Here is a 17939-nt window from a genome sequence, read left to right as displayed (position 1 = left end):
CGTGACGTAAACGTATTCAACGAAAAGTTTCCCCCTTATCTTTGGAAACAATTGCAACTATGCTATAATGAACAAATTAAATCTTTTACTATATACTTGGAGGCACTATGCTAACTTTTGAAGAAAAATTATCGATTATTGAATCTTTCCCAGAACTAGAAAGAAAGAACGTATCATTAAAACGTGTAAACTTCCACTTTGAAGAAAGTCGTTTAGATAAAAAGAACGTTGTATTTCATTTACACCCAAATGGAAATGGATTTGTATATGCAAGCGGTATTAAAGGTTATAAAACAGATGATAAAGGCATGGTTAACATCCGTGAGTTTTCAGCAGAGGAGTTACGTTCAGTAATTGAGAAATCAATTGACCTTCTATCACAAGAAGAAGTAGTAGCACCTGTAGAACCTGCGAAAGAAGAAGAATGGCAGAACGAAGATGGTCATATTCTTACTCTTATTTCAGAGGATGACATGTGGAACGTGTACGCTGGTGTAAACTTAGACGGTACATTCAACTCTTATCCAGAAGCTGCGGAATACCTTGATGAAGAAGGCTTTTCACGCAAATAAAAATAGAAACCTATTTCATTCAACGACTTTTATAGTACTCAAAGAAGACACTTAAGGTGTCTTTTTTTGTTATATAAACTCCTTTCTCACACTATCTCTATTAATTTTCATAAAATGATTCAGAGGAGGTTTATATGAATACAACTGCTAAATTAATAAATTGGAAAGAACATGGCGATATGATTATTCTAGAATGTGAATTAAATGGAAAACGCTTCGAGATATCAACATATAAACAACGAATATATAATGCACACCTTTTATCAGCTGACGTTTATATTCGTTTAGACTCATCTGATAATATAATTGGAATAAATATTTATAAAAAGTAAGAAAAGCCCCCTATTCCATAGGCGGGCTTTATCTTTATTACACAACATCAGAGTATACTCTCTTTTTTCATACAGTTTATGTAATTATACATATTCATCAAAAAATACACTGAATGAATATTACATGTAGTAAAATATAACTTGTGGGCACGTTCTATAAAGCAGATTCTTTTAAAAGGCGTAACATATCAATTATTATAGGGGATGTGGCGTCACTTCGATATTGATCTCAAATCTCTTGTCTTTTGTGAACTAACAATCTAGTGTATATAGACGATTCTGCTTTATAGTGTGTGTTTACACTCATAACAAAGGGGTAATGGTAATACGGATAGATTCCGATTCGTATGAAATGAAATGGTTCAAGTCGGAGAAAGGCACCTTAGGGTGTCTTTTCTTTTTGTATTACATCCACTTTGTGTTTCCACCTCGTAGAATATAGTTTAGATCAGTATTTCTGCTTTCTAATTACCCTGATTTTAAAAAAAATAGATAACAAGATTCCTTACGGAATTTGTTTCGATATTATTGAATTTCCCAGATACAATGGATGTATGGAAAGGATCCATCGGGAATTTGCTCATTTCCCCTGTAGCTCTGTCTACGATAAAAAGTCTGTTACCCGAGCCATTGCTATCACTACCAACACACTAGCTGTTTCGATAACTGATTGGGCTTTTGGATAGTAGTTCAAAAGGTAGCCCCCAAAAGTTGTCATTGTATTCTCGTAGGCGANGAGGCTGCCAATTCAGTAAGAAGATATTTGCCTGAATATCAAGCATTTTATCAAAAGAAATACAAAGAAACACCCAAACATCAACACAAAAGAGCCATCGTCTTAACCGCAAGAAAATTTGTGCGTCTGGTGGATACGCTACTACGTAACCATCAACTCTACACGCCACCAAGGAGCGTGATAGAAAAATAACACTTTGTTATTGACGCAATCTTGGAAACGGCCCGAAAAAATTTCATTTTTGGTCGGGTCTATTTCCGTATGCTGAAAAAATCGCACCTAGAAAAAATCAGTCTTGTTTTACTCTTGACTTATTACCACTAGACTTATTTCAAATGCGCTAATTAACCTTCACCAAGAAAAAATGAGAATTAACAAAGATATTGTTTCTTCTGTTTAATACAGAAAAATGCAGGATACCCCATAGATATGGGGCATCCTGCATTTTCTATTTTTTCGCACCTTTCAACGACTCCCTCAGTACAAACTTCTGCAACTTCCCGCTCGCATTACGAGGGAGTTCATCTACAAATAAATAATGACGCGGACGTTTATAATCTGCTAGTTCATCACTTTCTTTGCAATACGTTTCTAAATCAGCTTCTGTTATTGTTTCATCTTTCTTCACAATAACTGCCACAACACGCTCTCCCCATAATTCATCTGGCTCACCAAGTACCGCCACATCTAATATACCTGGATGACTATGAAGGAAATCTTCAATTTCACGAGGATAAATATTTACGCCACCGCTAATTACCATATCATCAACGCGATCAGCAACGAATAAATAACCGTCTTTATCAAAATAGCCTAGATCACCAGAATGATACCATCCTTTATACATCGATTTTTTATTCGCTTCTTCACGATTATGATAGCCAGCCATCATAGTTGGGCCGCGTAAAATAATTTCTCCCACTTCATAAGGAGGTAATACATCATCTGGTTCTGCCGGTGCATCCTCGTTCGGTTTCACAATACGAACTTCATGGCTAAAACATGGCGTGCCTGCTGAACCAGCTTTCGTAATTTGATCCTCCTCTACGAGAAATGCAACAACTGGCCCCATTTCTGTCATTCCGTATATTTGAACAAGATCAATATAAAGACGTTCTTTACATTCCTTCACTAACGCCGGTGCCATTGCTGCTCCGCCATATATACCGATTTTCATTGACGTTAAATCATACTGAGCTAAATCTTTTTGCAACAACATATTCCACATCGTCGGCGCTGCAAAGAACGTCGTAATCTTTTCTTCTTGAATCGTATGTAATACTGTTTCTGTATCAAAATGATGCAAAATAACATTCTTTCCGCCAACTTGAATGCGTGGTATGATTCCGGCATTTAATTCACCACAGTGATATAAAGGTGCAACAACAAGCCCAACGCTATCTCTATTATATTTTAGGAAATACGTACAAATCATACTATGCTCAGCCATTTCACGATGGCGATGTAACACGCCTTTCGGATGACCTGTCGTACCGCTCGTATACAGCATAGAACAATAATCCATTTCATCAATTTCGATATTTACTTTCTCAGAAGATGCTTCATTCACTTTTTCATGGTAGGAACTTGCATAGGAAGGTTTATCGTTTTCTATAGACCAAAAAGATGTATTTGGAAAATCTCTTTCAATTATAGCAACAGTTGACTCAACTGCTTTTTCAAAGACAACGACTTTCGAGGATGCGTCCTGAAGAATATAAGATACTTCTTTTGCTTTTAAGCGGAAATTAATCGGGTTAAAGATCGCTCCAATTTTCGCACAGGCTAAGTAAACGTTTACAAATTCATGGCAATTATATAAGTAAACAGATACCGTATCTCCCTTTCTTACCCCTTCTTCTAATAGAGCGTGCGCTGTTTTATTTATTTGTTCATCCCACTGTTTATACGTCCAGCGAATTTTTTTTTCAGGTTCCACTAACGCCTCTTTATTTGGATACTTACCAACTGATAAATCAAAAATTCTCCCTATCGTCATATACATGCCAACAATTTCCCCCTTTTCTCTTTCATAAATCTATCATTTCGTCCATAAGTAGACATTGTCCTCTAATGATTTGACTAATTTTTCTGATTATTATCGACATAGTTTTACATACGATACCGCTAGACAGTAAATGAAATTATATCGGAGATTTTCCAGATATATCGACCGTAACTTGAAATATATCAGCGACTTTCAAAATATATCAACCACAACTCAATTTATATCAGCGATTTTTCGAATATATCAACTTACCGACAAAAACTGACAAGATATAATCGGACCGCCCGTTACTGCAGGATAAAAAAGAGGTTGTTCCGACTCGGAACAACCTCTTTCTTCTTATGCAAATAGCTCTTCTAAAATTTTCAGTTTATCTTCTGTATATTTCACAAAGCCATCGTTATATGATTTTGGATCTTTCGGATTCGCAAAGTGCGTAATTGCTCCCGTCTTCGGATGAACAAATTTACTTGATGCACCACAACCAAGTCCGATAATTGATTGTACTTCTTCCATAATGACAATGTTGTAAATACTTTCTTGCGTCGGCATTGCATAACCAACATTCTCTAAGTTACCTAAAATATTCTTTTGACGATATAGGTAATATGGTACGTAATTATGCTTTTGCGTCCACTCTTCTGCTTCGTGCATCATCGCTGTAATTTCTTCGCGACCTGCTACTTTATATTTACGTTTGTTTTGCGTCATTTCAGAAGCACGTTTAAATGATAACGTATGAACTGTTAATGATTCTGGCATTAACTTTTCTGTTTCATCTAACGTATGCTTGAAGATATCTAACCCTTCACCAGGAAGACCAATAATTAAGTCCATATTAATATTGTTCATTCCCATTTCACGAGCTAAATGGTATTTCTCAATTGTTTCTTCTACAGTATGATGACGTCCAATTGCTTTTAGTGTCTCTTGATGGTATGACTGTGGATTAATACTAATACGGTCAATGTTCCATTTATTTAACACTTCTAGCTTTGCTGGAGTAATCGTATCTGGGCGACCTGCCTCAACTGTTACTTCACGCACATTTTTCACATCTGGGAACGCTTCATACATTTCTTCATACAGCATATCCATCTCTTCTGCTGTAATACTTGTAGGTGTACCGCCGCCGTAATAAATCGTCGTAACTTTTACACCTTTTTCTTTTAAAAACTTACCAATTTCACGAACTTCATAATGTAAACCACCTAAGAACGAATCAACAGATCCTTGGCGTCCATTAATTGCATAAGCCGGGAATGTACAGTATGCACATTTCGTTGGGCAGAACGGAATACCGATATAAATACTTACTTCTTCTTTCAAACGGTATAAATCCGGAACAACTGCTAATTGGCAATCAACAATGCGCTGAAGAAGTTCAATTTTCTCTTCATGAATTAAATAACTTTCACGAAGTTCTTGATGCGCTTCTTCTTTTGACATACCATTTTGAAGCATTTTGTGAAGAAGTTTCGTCGGACGTACTCCCGTTAAAATACCCCAGCTTTGTTCAATACCAGTTAACTGCTGAAGAACAGAAAGATATACATAAGAAACAACGTGCTTCACTTGCTTCATACGCTCTTTTTCATCTGTGAAAGCAGATAAATCTTTCGAGAATGTTTCTTCATACACATTTCCTGTGCTAACATCCGTCAATTGAGCAGATGCTTTCACATTATCCTCAATGTGTATATCAACGATCAGATTTGCTTCCTCTTGTTCAAATCCAATCGTACTATCTTCAAAAAATAAGCCGCCAATATTTTGTAGCGGACGTAAAAAACGATCATCTTGTAACGTTTTAATTGAAATTAACAACATTATCACCTTTTCATTTGCAAACTCTCTTTAGTTTACTTGAAGGGCGTTTACAGGTCAATACAGAAGGTTTTACCTGTTTCTCTTACATTTTTTCAAATAATTCTTTTTATGAATATTGCTCATGTATATAGACATCATGATTTTCTCTTGTTAAAATTTATTAGTGTTAAAATCGATACATAGTGAAAATACAATATAAAAAGGAGGACTGTTAACACTAGATTCCACAATCTAATGTGTTAAAAACAAATATGAAAAAGAAATTTTATAGTGTTTTAACTCTCTCTCTTGCATTACAAACTGTTCTTGCACCTACTTATTCATTTGCAGAGAGTGCTGAAAAATCTGCCGAAGTATATACGGAGGATCAAGTTTTTAAAAGTATTAAAGAACATGTTAATGAGCATAGTACTCATGAAGAAGATATCGAGGTTACTGGCCAATTCCTACTATACACTTCAAAAAAACATTCATTATATACCGCGAATGATTTAAAAAACAAATCGAATATCGAGATTACAGAACAAGTCGTAACGGCGACAAAGAAAAAAGGAAATGCTTATTACATAACGACGTCAACTGGCGCTGGATGGATAGATAACAATGATAATAGCTTAGAAGTTCAAGAGATTCATAAACTATCTAACCAAAAATTAATCGTAAAAGAAGAAGCTTCCATACATGCACTTCCGTTCCAATCATTTAAAGAAGAAGGAAAACTAGAGCCACAAGTCATAACTCCTACTGAACAAGCTGGAAATTGGTTTAAAGTCCAAATAAATGAAACAGCAAAATGGATTTATGCACCTTCTGCTACATTTGAAGGTACAAAAGCTTCATTATTAAAAAACAGTCGTACTGCTAAAAATAGTTTATTGAGATCGCCAGAAGCTCTACAAACAAACAATATTTATGGCGTTACATTTAAAGAAATGATTGTCCCAAAAGGAAATGACGATATTCGCCCTGGCTACCCGATGGTGCCTAAATATATTACGATTCACGAAACGGCTAATACAGCGAAAGGTGCTAATGCTCTGAATCATGCAAAATTCTTAGATAATCAAGCACGCGGAACAGCTGATCGCGCTGCATCTTGGCATTTCACAGTAGATGATAAAGAAATTTATCAACATCTTCCAGTAAATGAAGTTGGATGGCATGCTGGAAATAAAACTGGAAACTATGAATCTATCGGAATTGAAATTGCCGTTAATCAAGATGGAAACTATGAAAAAGCGGTAGAAAATGCGCGTAAATTGGCAGCTTATTTAATGAACGACTTAAATATTTCTCTAGATAAGGTCCAAAAACACCAATTTTGGTCAGGAAAAAACTGCCCTGCGTTTATGATTCAACGCGGACAATGGGATGCTTTCTTAAAAGGAACTGAAACATACTATAAGGAAAACCAAAAAAATCCCGTAACTGATGACATTACAGGTGGATGGTATGAACAAGACATTCGTCAATTAGCAGCTAGAGGCATTATGCAAGGAGAAGGGAACGGCAAGTACTTCCCAGAACGTCTTGTAACGCGTGCTGAATTTGCTACATTAATTACTCGTGCTTTACAATTACCAAGTGGAAATGCTAATTTCACAGACTTAGAACAAGTACACCCATCTTTAAGAGACGGTATTAATCGTGCAGCAAGCGCAGGCATAATCCGCGGACGTGGTGATAATACATTTGATCCAAATACTACAATTACACGCGAAGAAGCTGTTATTATGATCGATCGTTCTCTAAAACACGCTGGTATTTTTGCAAAACAAGTTGAACTACCATTCGTAGACCAAAACTTAATTTACGCTAAAGAAGAAGTACAAAGAGTGTATGGATATGGAATTGTAAAAGGTAATGAATTTAATCAATTCGTACCAAAAGGACCATCACAACGTGCTCACGCAGCTGCATTTATAAACAGAATGCTTAGCGTAATTGAAGCTTAACATATTTATCATTCCATATAGATATTTTCATTTTATCTGTATTCACTTAAAAGGCATCAGAGATTATATATCTCTGATGCCTTTTATACATCCGTTAACTATTTTTAGCCATGAATCTTAAACGTATTCCTAGTAACAGAAGCATAAAACCGATGAATGAAACGTAATTCGTATTGTGTCCTGTAGCTGGAAGTTGTTGATTATTAGAAGAACCTTGTCCTTTTTCTGGTAAATTAGGTTTTTCTACTCCCTCACCTGGCTTTTCTGTTCCTTCACCTGGTTTTTCTGTTCCTTCACCTGGCTTCTCTGTTCCTTCACCTGGTTTTTCTGTTCCTTCACCTGGTTTTTCTGTTCCTTCACCTGGTTTTTCTGTTCCTTCACCTGGTTTTTCTGTTCCTTCACCTGGTTTTTCTGTTCCTTCACCTGGTTTTTCTGTTCCTTCACCTGGTTTTTCTGTTCCTTCACCTGGTTTTTCTGTTCCTTCACCTGGTTTTTCTGTTCCTTCACCTGGTTTTTCTGTTCCTTCACCTGGTTTTTCTGTTCCTTCACCTGGTTTTTCTGTTCCTTCACCTGGTTTTTCTGTTCCTTCACCTGGTTTTTCTGTTCCTTCACCTGGTTTTTCTGTTCCTTCACCTGGTTTTTCTGTTCCTTCACCTGGTTTTTCTGTTCCTTCACCTGGTTTTTCTGTTCCTTCACCTGGTTTTTCTGTTCCTTCACCTGGTTTTTCTGTTCCTTCACCTGGTTTTTCTGTTCCTTCACCTGGTTTTTCTGTTCCTTCACCTGGTTTTTCTGTTCCTTCACCTGGTTTTTCTGTTCCTTCACCTGGTTTTTCTGTTCCTTCACCTGGTTTTTCTGTTCCTTCACCTGGTTTTTCTGTTCCTTCACCTGGTTTTTCTGTTCCTTCACCTGGTTTTTCTGTTCCTTCACCTGGTTTTTCTGTTCCTTCACCTGGTTTTTCTGTTCCTTCACCTGGTTTTTCTGTTCCTTCACCTGGTTTTTCTGTTCCTTCACCTGGTTTTTCTGTTCCTTCACCTGGTTTTTCTGTTCCTTCACCTGGTTTTTCTGTTCCTTCACCTGGTTTTTCTGTTCCTTCACCTGGTTTTTCTGTTCCTTCACCTGGTTTTTCTGTTCCTTCACCTGGTTTTTCTGTTCCTTCACCTGGTTTTTCTGTTCCTTCACCTGGTTTTTCTGTTCCTTCACCTGGTTTTTCTGTTCCTTCACCTGGTTTTTCTGTTCCTTCACCTGGTTTTTCTGTTCCTTCACCTGGTTTTTCTGTTCCTTCACCTGGCTTCTCTGTTCCTTCACCTGGTTTTTCTGTTCCTTCACCTGGCTTCTCTGTTCCTTCACCTGGTTTTTCCGGACCTTTTTCTGTATCTTTTTTATTTGTAATTTGAAGTTTTACAAATTCAATTTTTTCATTAGAAATCGTAAATTTCATTTCCTTATCGGCTAAAGTATATCCTTCTGGCGCTTGGATTTCTTTTAAAATATAATCTCCTGGTTCTAACTTCTGAGAAATTGCTTTACCGCTCTTATTTGTTGTTAATGTGTCAATTTTTGTTTCGTCTTTCCAAATTTCAAACACTGCGCCTGCTAATATTTTATTTGTATTATTAGCGTCTACCTTTGTAATTTCTAATTGACCTGTAATTTCTTCTTTCACTTTTTCATTCATAACTTCTTGTTTTACTACTTCATTTGCTACAACATTTACTTCTACTGTTACTTCTAACGCTCTATAACCTTCTGGTGCTTTCGTTTCTTCTAACGTATACTTTCCTGGCACTAAGCTTTCGAATTTCACAACACCGTCTTTACTCGTTGTTTTCGCTTCTCCAACTACTTGACCAGCTTCGTTCTTTAATTTAAATTCCGCACCTTCTAGAACTTTTCCACTCTCTGCATCCTTTTTGATTACTTGTAAGCTTCCTAGTTCTTTTGCGTTTTCTATTTGTACTTCTACTACTTTATTTGCTTCCACAACGACTTCAATTTCTTCTTTTAGTAGTTTATATCCTTGTGGTGCTTTCATTTCTTTTAATGTGTACTTTCCTGGTTCTAATTTCTGAGAAATTACTTTACCAGTTTTATCTGTTCGTAATGTATCTACTTTCTTACCATCTTTATACACTTCAAATTCTGCGTCTGATAATACTTTTGTTTTATCTTCCGCATCTACTTTTACAATTTCGAATTGACCAAGGCTCTTACCGTTCGTTACTTTTACATCAATAACTTTTTCACCGTCAACTGTTACATGAATTATTTGTTTTGTTAACTCATAACCTTCTGGTGCTTTTGTTTCTTCTAACGTATATTCACCTGGCACAAGTCCGTCTACTTTAACCGTTCCAGACTTATCTGTTGTAATTCCTTCTTTTACAACATTTCCTTTCGCATCTTTCAATGTAAATTCTGCGCCTACTAAGCGTTTCGTTTGATCTTTATCATCCATTTTAATAATTTGTAGAGAACCTAAGATTTTTTCGTTTTCTGCCTCTACTTTTACTACTTCTTTCTCATTTTGAATTGTTACTTTCCATTCTTTATTTGAAAGTTTGTAGCCCGCTGGTGCTTTCGTTTCTTTCACTGTGTATTCACCTAGCGGTAATTTCGGTGACATCACTTTTCCACTCTCATCTGTTTTCAGTTCCGCTACCTTTTTACCATCTTTATACACTTCGAATTCTGCACCTGATAACAATTTCGTTTTATCATTCGCATCTACTTTCACGATTTCGAATTGACCCATTACTTTTTCATTCATGACTTCTTGTTTTACTACTTCGTTCGCTACAACGTTCACTTCTACTGTCACTTCTAGCGCTTTATAACCTTCCGGCGCTTTCGTTTCCTCTAACGTGTACTTTCCTGGCACTAAGCTTTCGAATTTCACAACACCGTCTTTATTTGTTGTTTTCGCTTCTCCAACTACTTGACCAGCTTCATTTTTCAGTTTAAAATCTGCACCTGCTAGAACTTTTCCACTCTCCGAATCCTTTTTGATTACTTGTAAGCTTCCTAGTTCTTTTGCGTTTTCTACTTGTACTTCTACTACTTTGTTTGCTTCCACAACGACTTCAATTTCTTCTTTTAGCAATTTATATCCTTGTGGTGCTTTCGTTTCTTTTAATGTGTATGTTCCTGGTTCTAATTTCTGAGAAATTACTTTACCAGTTTTATCTGTTCGTAACGTATCTACTTTCTTGCTGTCTTTATACACTTCGAATTCTGCGTCTGATAATACTTTCGTTTTATCTTCCGCATCTACTTTCACAATTTCGAATTGACCTGTTACTTTTTCGGGGATCTTTTTATTCACCACATCTACAGTCACTACTTTATTAGCCTTTACATCAACAGAAACTGAACTAGATGATAATTCATATCCTTTCGGTGCTTCTACTTCTTTTAATGTATAGCTTCCAACTGGAAGTTGTTTCGATAAGGCTTCGCCTTTATCACCTGTAACAATTGTTTCCACAACATTACCATCTTTATCGATAACATCAAATTTTGCACCTGGCAGAAGTTGACCAGATTCACTATCTTTTTTCAATAATTTAAATTGGCCATTCTCTACTCTTTTCGTATTCTTCATAACAAGTTCAATTACGTTTGTATTATCAATTGTTACTTTGACTGGTGTATCAACTTTTATATATCCTTCTGGTGCATTTATTTCTTTTACAAAATAGTCACCAAGTGGTAAATCTTTAACTTCCGCAATACCCTTTTCGTTTGTTGTAACAGTAGCCACAACGTTATTATCTTTGTCTATAACATCAAATTTTGCGTCTTTTAAAACAATGTTTTCATCGTTTTCATCAACTTTTTTAATTTGTAAATGTCCTTTTTCAGCTGCTGGTTTATTCCATTTTGGCCAGTTAAATTTAAAGTTATGAACCTCAAAACCATCTCTTTGGTGTAATCCTCCAACATAGGCTTGTCCATTAATAGAACCACCTTTTGTTTCTACAACTGCATTAGGTGCAAACACACTACCTACTACACCATAACCTTTAGTTGTTATCTTTGTAGCATTAGGAAATACCCAAATTACCTTACTAGCTAACTCAGTAAAAGATGAATTAGGGTCATATGCTTGAGATGTATTAATTAAATCCGTCGCCATCCCAGTATTTCTTGTATCATACAAAATTGCACCGCCACCAAAACTCACTTCTTCTGCATCTGAATAAATAACAATAAAATCTTTATTCTCTACATTCGGAAGAAAAACGTCTTTTACATCGAATGCTTTCTTTCCCGTCTGACCTGAAGAGACATAAATATTAGGGTTGTTTGCATCTTCACCGATTCCAAAGCTCATATTAGGTTTTGGCTTATCAGTGTGTAGTTTACTTGCATCCCCAATTACACCATCAACGTCTTTTCTAAATTCTTTAAACTTAGCATCAATCTCCGCTTGCTCTTTATAAGAGATACGGTCATACGATGTTTTCATTGCGCCATCTGGGTCACCGTCTTTTGTCATCGCCACTGTTCCATCTTGAATAATTACCTGTCCTGCTCCAGCTTTCGTAAATTGACCGCCTAGTAATAATGATGGATATCCTTCATCTACCCAAGTTGCTCCAGCTAAGTTATTTGCTCCAGTTGCAGCCGCTACGACTGTATAACTTGATGCGTTCATATTTTTCTGAACAGCCATCGCACCTTCAATATCCGCACTCGTTGCACTATGATCTCCAAAAATGATGGCGTTGTAATAAGATACATCACCTAAACCTTTTAATTCTGTTGTAGCTGCCTCTGCTTTAAATGGTAAATGGATTAAAAAATTCATACATATTAGTAATACAACTATTAAACTACTACTTAACTTTTTAATTTTTTGATTAAATGATTTCCTCAAGAAATTCATTCCCCCTTTTAAACTTCCTAAAACCACAAAAAGAAGTACATTTCATATGTACCAGTTCTTACTCACATTAACTTAAAATAATCCATTTAAATACAACAAAGGAACGCTACAACTACTTAATAAAATTACTACAATTCATTTTTGAAATAATACGTGAACTAAACTGTCATGCGGAAATACTTTTACGTATGGGAGCCCAATAAAATTAATCTGAAGAATATTTCATGTGGTGTAACTATTTTGACAACATCATTCACTTTACATTAGTTTTCTAAAGGATTCAAGTGAATTGTATGAATCCCATACACAATTCACAATTTAAAACGTTTCCATTCCTTTTAATAAGCTCAACAAAAAAACGTAGCCAAAAAGCTACGTTTTTCTTTCATCGTTTCGGTGTATTTTTATGATTCTTCAAAAACGGAAGCGGGAATTGCTTACGGAAATGCTCTTTAATCATATACTCTACACCGTTTTCGCTATTTGAACGTGTAATCCAATCTGCTGCTTGCTTTAATTCTACAGGCGAGTTCCCCATCGCTACCCCAAGTCCCACGTTTTCAATAACCTCTAAATCTTCCATACTATCTCCAATCGCAACCATTTCATTTAGCGAAATATTTAAATGCTCTCCAAGCAATTGTAATCCACGTAATTTTGATACATTTTGCGGTAAAATTTCTATTCGTTTTGAATCACATTCAACATACTCTACATCTTGGAACGCTTTTCTTAATGTGTTCAGTCCTCTTTCTTTTTCACCTTTACTTTGGAAAATAACATCAATTTTTGGCGCTGCTACCGGATGGTCACGAAGCGCGTCACCTAACGAATCTACAAATTGAACTGGATAAAATAACGGATCTGCGCTTGATAATACAGTGCGCGCAATTAAGTTTGGTGTATTTCTCTCACGATTTCCTATCGAAAACCGTTCATGAGAAATGCGTACGTTACAATCAAAGTGCTCTAACACTTGCACAATGTTAAAAGTCTTCTCTTCAGATAATCTTCTTTGAACGTACGGCTTATCTAACGTTGCTGAAACGAAAGCACCACCATGTGTCACTAATATAGAATCTAATTTTAACGCCTTTGCTACTTTATGAGCGGATTGAAAATTACGACTCGTAAATAACGTAACGTATACATCTTTTCTTTTCACAAATTCAATTGTTTCTCTTAATCCTTTTGCAATTTTTCCATTGTTGTATAGTAGTGTCCCATCTATATTAAGAGCTAGTAAGCGATAAATCATGTCGCACTCCCCCTCTTCGCTGTTGTACTCTATCCATAATTTATGAAATAAATGTAGCAAATAGAACGAGTTAGAATTACTACTGAAAATTTGGTTTACTATATACATATACACTTAGCAAAGGAGATAGTACAATGCAGGCACCTCCTTCTTTTTATGAAGGCGATACGTTAGAAGTCGCAAAAAAATTACTCGGGCAAAAACTTGTTCATATTGTAGACGGAATAAAGCGAAGCGGAATCATTGTAGAAGTAGAAGCATATAAAGGCCCAGATGATAAGGCCGCACATAGTTACGGAGGCAGACGGACAGATCGCACAGAAGTTATGTTTGGTGCACCAGGGCATGCTTACGTATATTTAATTTACGGTATGTATCATTGCTTTAACGTTATTACAGCGCCAGTGGGCACCCCGCAAGGTGTTCTCATTCGAGCCCTTGAGCCAGTAGATGGAATAGCAGAAATAAAACTAGCGCGCTACAATAAGACCGAAATTACAAAAGCGCAGTACAAAAATTTAACAAACGGTCCTGGCAAACTATGCCGTGCACTCGGAATTACTTTAAAAGAACGCGGCGTATCGTTACAAAATGATACGTTACATATTGAATTAGTTCCAAAAGAAGAACACATATCATCACAATATAAAATAACAGCAGGACCTCGTATTAATATCGACTATGCAGAAGAAGCTGTACATTATCCGTGGCGTTTTTATTATGAGGGGCATCCGTTTGTTTCAAAGAAATAAGCGATATCAACGATTTTTCGAATATATCTATCGTAACTTACAATATATCAACGGTTCGACAAGAAATATCGATTTATCGACAAATAATAACATTACGAATAAAAGAAGACTGTTCCAAAATGGAACAGTCTTTCCCTCTTACTCTGCACCTTCCGCAGTTGCAATATTATCCTCTAAATTTTCTCTTGATAATTCAGCCGCCATAAAATCAGCTGTTTCTGGAAGTGCTAAATGCATATGAGCTTTTTGACAAATTTGGATCGTACAGTTTTCTATAACATAGTCGAAAACATGTCCGCCCCCGCTTCTTTCATCATCAATGTAATGTAAGTGGAATCCAGCTACCCCAATACCTTGTGCGTAATCTGGTGTCCAAAATCCAGCAAGCGTACCTTCTGTATTTTCAAATGAAAAGATTGGTTGTGATTTCGTCACTTCAACGAGCGGTGTATACGGTTTTTCTTGTCTTGGAACAGTTCTCGTCCTTACTTCACGGAACGTACCGTCCATTCGAATACCGTAAAACAAGTTTTTACTTGGCATTAATTCATGTAATAACGCTTCAACTTCTTCACGATTCATCGGACGCTCTACCGTATAACTCATTTCTTTTTCAAAAAACGTTACAGTCGCAAATGGCGTTGTTTCTTCTGGCTCTACTTTTTCTGCTGAACCGTCTGAACGTAAATGATAAAATTCATTATCAAATGCAATCATTTCACCATCTAATTGATCAAATGTGCCGATGCCGAAATCACCATGTTTTTTCAAATCTTCAAAGCTAATTACACCATCATATATACCATCTAATAGCGCAAGCATTGTAGATGTTTGATATACTTCATTACTCGTTTTCGTTTTTTTCGCATCAATATCAATTAATTGCGCAACAGTCATCTCAAATCTGCCTCCATTAGTTTAATTGGTTTGGTAATAATTTTTCGCTTAATTTAATGTTGTCACGATAGTCAATTGGAATATCAATAATGACAGGACCATCTGCTGCTAGCGCGGATTTTAACACACCTTCTAATTCATCAGGCGTGTTAACACGAAGACCTAACGCCCCGAAACTTTCCGCATATTTCACAAGATCAACATCGCCAAACTCTGTAGCGGATGTTCTGCCGTATTTCATCATTTGTTGGAATGCAACCATATCATATGTGCCGTCTCTCCAAACAAGATGGACGATTGGAGAATTTAAACGTACCGCCGTTTCTAACTCCATCGCAGAGAATAAGAAACCACCGTCACCTGATACGGAAACTACTTTTTTACCTGGTTCTACTAAAGTAGCTGCGATTGCCCAAGGAAGTGCAACACCTAGCGTTTGCATACCGTTACTAAATAATAATCTACGTGGTTCATAAGAACGGAAACATCTCGCCATCCAAATAGAATGGGAACCGATGTCACATGTAACAGTTGTATCGTCACTAATTAAAGAACGAAGTGTACGAATCACTTGAAGTGGATGCGTAACACCTTCTGAAGGACGATTTGGAACTTCTGCTTGTTCTGATAATTTTGCGCGTAATCGTTCTAATACCGCTTCTGATTTCGTACTTAATACAAGTTTCGGTAATTTCTCCGCGATGCTATTTACCGTTAAGGCAATATCACCAATTAATTCACGCTCTGGTTGGTAATCATGGTCGATATCTGCTTGATGGTCATCAAGATGAATAATCGTTCTGTCGCCAAGTTTATTCCAGAACTTTGGATCATACTCAATTGGATCATAACCGATAGAAATAACAAGGTCTGCTTCTTCTAGTAAAATATCACCTGGTTGATTACGGAATAATCCAACGCGGCCGAAGAAATGATCTTCTAACTCACGTGAAATCGCACCAGCTGCTTGATATGTTTCAACAACAGGAAGCTCTGTATCCGCAATTAATGCACGAACAGCTTTCGTCACTTCATTTGTACTTGCTCTCATACCGAGTAAAATAACTGGTAATTTCGCTGCTTTTATTTTTTCTACTACGCATGTAATATCATGTGTGGGAGCGATTCCAAGCTGTGGCTTAGAAAGCGCACCGATAGACTCTACAGTCGTTTCCGCAGTCATAACGTCTTGCGGCAAACTTACTAAAGTTGCTCCTGGATTTGTAGAAGTCGCACTTCGGAATGCATTTGATAATGCTTCTGGCACATTATCAGGATGCTCTACTTCTACGCTATATTTTGTGATTGGTTCGAATAGTGCAGCATTATCCATAGATTGATGTGTACGTTTTAATCGATCCGTACGCGGAACTGCACCAGCTAAAGCAACAACGGGATCACTCTCCGCATTCGCAGTAACAAGACCTGTCGCTAAATTTGATGTCCCTGGTCCTGAAGTTACAAGACATACGCCCGGTTTTCCTGTTAATCTACCAATAGCAGCTGCCATAAATGCTGCATTTTGTTCATGACGACAAACGATTAACTCTGGTCCTCTTTCTTGCAATACATCAAATACAGAGTCAATCTTTGCTCCTGGAATACCGAAAACATGTGTAACACCTTGTTTAATTAAACAATCAACAACAAGATCTACTCCCTTTGTTTTTGTCTTCACGTCGTTTGCTTTTACACCTGTACTCAAAACTAATCATCCCTTTATTTCATAATGTGTGTAATAAAGATTTTAATTTCACCTAGTTAATTAATGTGGTGAAGTATCATTTATCATTATATTACAAATGCATTATTTTTCCAACGATATGAATTCGACATTATTTTGACAATATTTAAAGAATGCGCTTACAATCTTTTGTTTATCTTAAAATAACATTTTTATATCTCTTCTAAAAATGTACAAAAATACTTCCACCTATTCACATTATTAACAAATTTATAGTACCTTGCAAAGAATAATAGTAAGTGATATATTTGTAAATAATGGGATAACCATTATTTGGAATATTATTCACGATTAGTATATCTCCTTTCAAAAAGTAGATATAGATTGTGTTTGCTGTTTAGAAAAAAGATAGGATTTTCAGCCATAATTCATCATTTTATAAAGGAAAGTGATTGTTATGAACAAAAGTGAATTTTTAGAGCAACTTAGTTCTTCCCTACGGAATATGCCTAATTTAGAAAAGGAGGATATTATCTCAGAGTACGAAACTCATTTTATTAGTGGTAAACAAGATGGAATATCTGAAGAGGAAATTTCTAAAAAGCTAGGAAACCCTAAAACTATCGCTAAAGAACTTAATATTTCATATGTAATAAGTAAAGCTGACAAGAAACGCAGCCTAAAAAATATTATGACAGCACTGTTTTCTGTTATGAGCTTAAGTGTTTTAAACTTTATATTTATCATTATCGCCTTTTTCGTATTACTCTTTCTATTACCGCTTCTTCTAACACTTATAATTGCCACTCCGTTATTAATTATTTCACCTATCTTATTAATAGGATTAGGATTCTTTAAAGGGTTTCATCAAATCAGTTATTCCGATGTTTACAATGTATTCATAGCCTTTTGCATCGGCTTACTAATATCCGTCATATGTTATCAAATGATAAAACATATATACTCACTTTTAGTTAAGTATTTAAAATGGAATTTAGCTATTTTACAAAGATACTAATGAATGTAA

The 17939-nt window shown here is 36.1% G+C and carries 11 protein-coding genes and 1 pseudogene; 6 read left to right on the top strand and 6 right to left on the bottom strand.

Annotation, left to right across the window (positions count from 1 at the left end):
- The first annotated feature begins 107 nt into the window (after positions 1-107).
- The 3 genes and pseudogenes from V6946_RS04635 to V6946_RS04625 form a co-directional block, all read left to right on the top strand.
- Positions 108-572, top strand: coding sequence for a hypothetical protein (locus V6946_RS04635; protein WP_000954998.1), 465 nt, complete (start codon positions 108-110; stop codon positions 570-572).
- A gap of 134 nt (positions 573-706) precedes the next feature.
- On the top strand, positions 707-904 hold the full coding sequence (locus V6946_RS04630) for a hypothetical protein (RefSeq protein ID WP_001098258.1): 198 nt from the start codon (positions 707-709) through the stop codon (positions 902-904).
- A 736-nt stretch (positions 905-1640) separates the two neighbouring features.
- Positions 1641-1832, top strand: a pseudogene (locus tag V6946_RS04625) (IS110 family transposase); the annotation flags it as partial.
- A gap of 256 nt (positions 1833-2088) precedes the next feature.
- On the opposite strand, the gene V6946_RS04620 reads toward V6946_RS04625, so the two are convergent.
- Both V6946_RS04620 and V6946_RS04615 read right to left on the bottom strand, forming a co-directional pair.
- Positions 2089-3645, bottom strand: coding sequence for a fatty acid--CoA ligase (locus V6946_RS04620; RefSeq protein ID WP_006919751.1), 1557 nt, complete (start codon positions 3643-3645; stop codon positions 2089-2091).
- 342 nt (positions 3646-3987) lie between these two features.
- A complete protein-coding gene (locus V6946_RS04615) occupies positions 3988-5478 on the bottom strand; it encodes a coproporphyrinogen III oxidase (RefSeq protein ID WP_002164625.1) in 1491 nt (496 codons plus the stop codon).
- A gap of 251 nt (positions 5479-5729) precedes the next feature.
- Here V6946_RS04615 and V6946_RS04610 point away from each other — a divergent pair, with 251 nt between their 5' ends.
- The gene (locus V6946_RS04610) at positions 5730-7433 is read left to right on the top strand and encodes an S-layer homology domain-containing protein (RefSeq protein WP_044307491.1); all 1704 of its coding nucleotides are present in this window, start codon (positions 5730-5732) and stop codon (positions 7431-7433) included.
- A gap of 94 nt (positions 7434-7527) precedes the next feature.
- Here the strand turns inward: V6946_RS04610 and V6946_RS04605 are convergent, their stop codons facing one another.
- Positions 7528-12312, bottom strand: coding sequence for a SpaA isopeptide-forming pilin-related protein (locus V6946_RS04605; protein WP_406622249.1), 4785 nt, complete (start codon positions 12310-12312; stop codon positions 7528-7530).
- A gap of 394 nt (positions 12313-12706) precedes the next feature.
- Positions 12707-13579: a Cof-type HAD-IIB family hydrolase gene (locus V6946_RS04600; protein ID WP_000640415.1), complete on the bottom strand. Its 873-nt coding sequence runs from the start codon at positions 13577-13579 to the stop codon at positions 12707-12709.
- A 134-nt stretch (positions 13580-13713) separates the two neighbouring features.
- On the opposite strand from V6946_RS04600, the gene V6946_RS04595 reads away from it, so the two are divergent.
- Positions 13714-14331: a DNA-3-methyladenine glycosylase gene (locus tag V6946_RS04595; protein ID WP_001148783.1), complete on the top strand. Its 618-nt coding sequence runs from the start codon at positions 13714-13716 to the stop codon at positions 14329-14331.
- 138 nt (positions 14332-14469) lie between these two features.
- Here the strand turns inward: V6946_RS04595 and alsD are convergent, their stop codons facing one another.
- Complete coding sequence (alsD, locus tag V6946_RS04590; protein WP_000215024.1) at positions 14470-15228, bottom strand: alpha-acetolactate decarboxylase; 759 nt, start codon at positions 15226-15228, stop codon at positions 14470-14472.
- A 16-nt stretch (positions 15229-15244) separates the two neighbouring features.
- Entirely contained in the window at positions 15245-16933 is a 1689-nt protein-coding gene (gene alsS, locus V6946_RS04585) for an acetolactate synthase AlsS (RefSeq protein WP_366981608.1), read from the bottom strand.
- A 436-nt stretch (positions 16934-17369) separates the two neighbouring features.
- On the opposite strand from alsS, the gene V6946_RS04580 reads away from it, so the two are divergent.
- Entirely contained in the window at positions 17370-17930 is a 561-nt protein-coding gene (locus V6946_RS04580) for an HAAS signaling domain-containing protein (protein WP_001042965.1), read from the top strand.
- The last annotated feature ends 9 nt before the right edge of the window (positions 17931-17939 follow it).

Source organism: Bacillus sp. PPSBB_2, from assembly GCF_045291115.1.
GTDB classification, from domain to species: Bacteria; Bacillota; Bacilli; order Bacillales; family Bacillaceae_G; genus Bacillus_A; species Bacillus_A cereus.
This window is presented reverse-complemented; position numbering and strand designations above follow the sequence as displayed.

What these genes read in the sequence shown, in the direction of transcription:
- V6946_RS04635 (WP_000954998.1), top strand. Translation starts at nt 108, where the DNA reads ATGCTAACTTTTGAAGAAAAATTATCGATTATTGAATCTTTCCCAGAA.
- V6946_RS04630 (WP_001098258.1), top strand. Translation starts at nt 707, where the DNA reads ATGAATACAACTGCTAAATTAATAAATTGGAAAGAACATGGCGATATG.
- V6946_RS04620 (WP_006919751.1), bottom strand. Translation starts at nt 3,645, where the DNA reads ATGTATATGACGATAGGGAGAATTTTTGATTTATCAGTTGGTAAGTAT.
- V6946_RS04615 (WP_002164625.1), bottom strand. Translation starts at nt 5,478, where the DNA reads ATGTTGTTAATTTCAATTAAAACGTTACAAGATGATCGTTTTTTACGT.
- V6946_RS04610 (WP_044307491.1), top strand. Translation starts at nt 5,730, where the DNA reads ATGAAAAAGAAATTTTATAGTGTTTTAACTCTCTCTCTTGCATTACAA.
- V6946_RS04600 (WP_000640415.1), bottom strand. Translation starts at nt 13,579, where the DNA reads ATGATTTATCGCTTACTAGCTCTTAATATAGATGGGACACTACTATAC.
- V6946_RS04595 (WP_001148783.1), top strand. Translation starts at nt 13,714, where the DNA reads ATGCAGGCACCTCCTTCTTTTTATGAAGGCGATACGTTAGAAGTCGCA.
- alsD (WP_000215024.1), bottom strand. Translation starts at nt 15,228, where the DNA reads ATGACTGTTGCGCAATTAATTGATATTGATGCGAAAAAAACGAAAACG.
- V6946_RS04580 (WP_001042965.1), top strand. Translation starts at nt 17,370, where the DNA reads ATGAACAAAAGTGAATTTTTAGAGCAACTTAGTTCTTCCCTACGGAAT.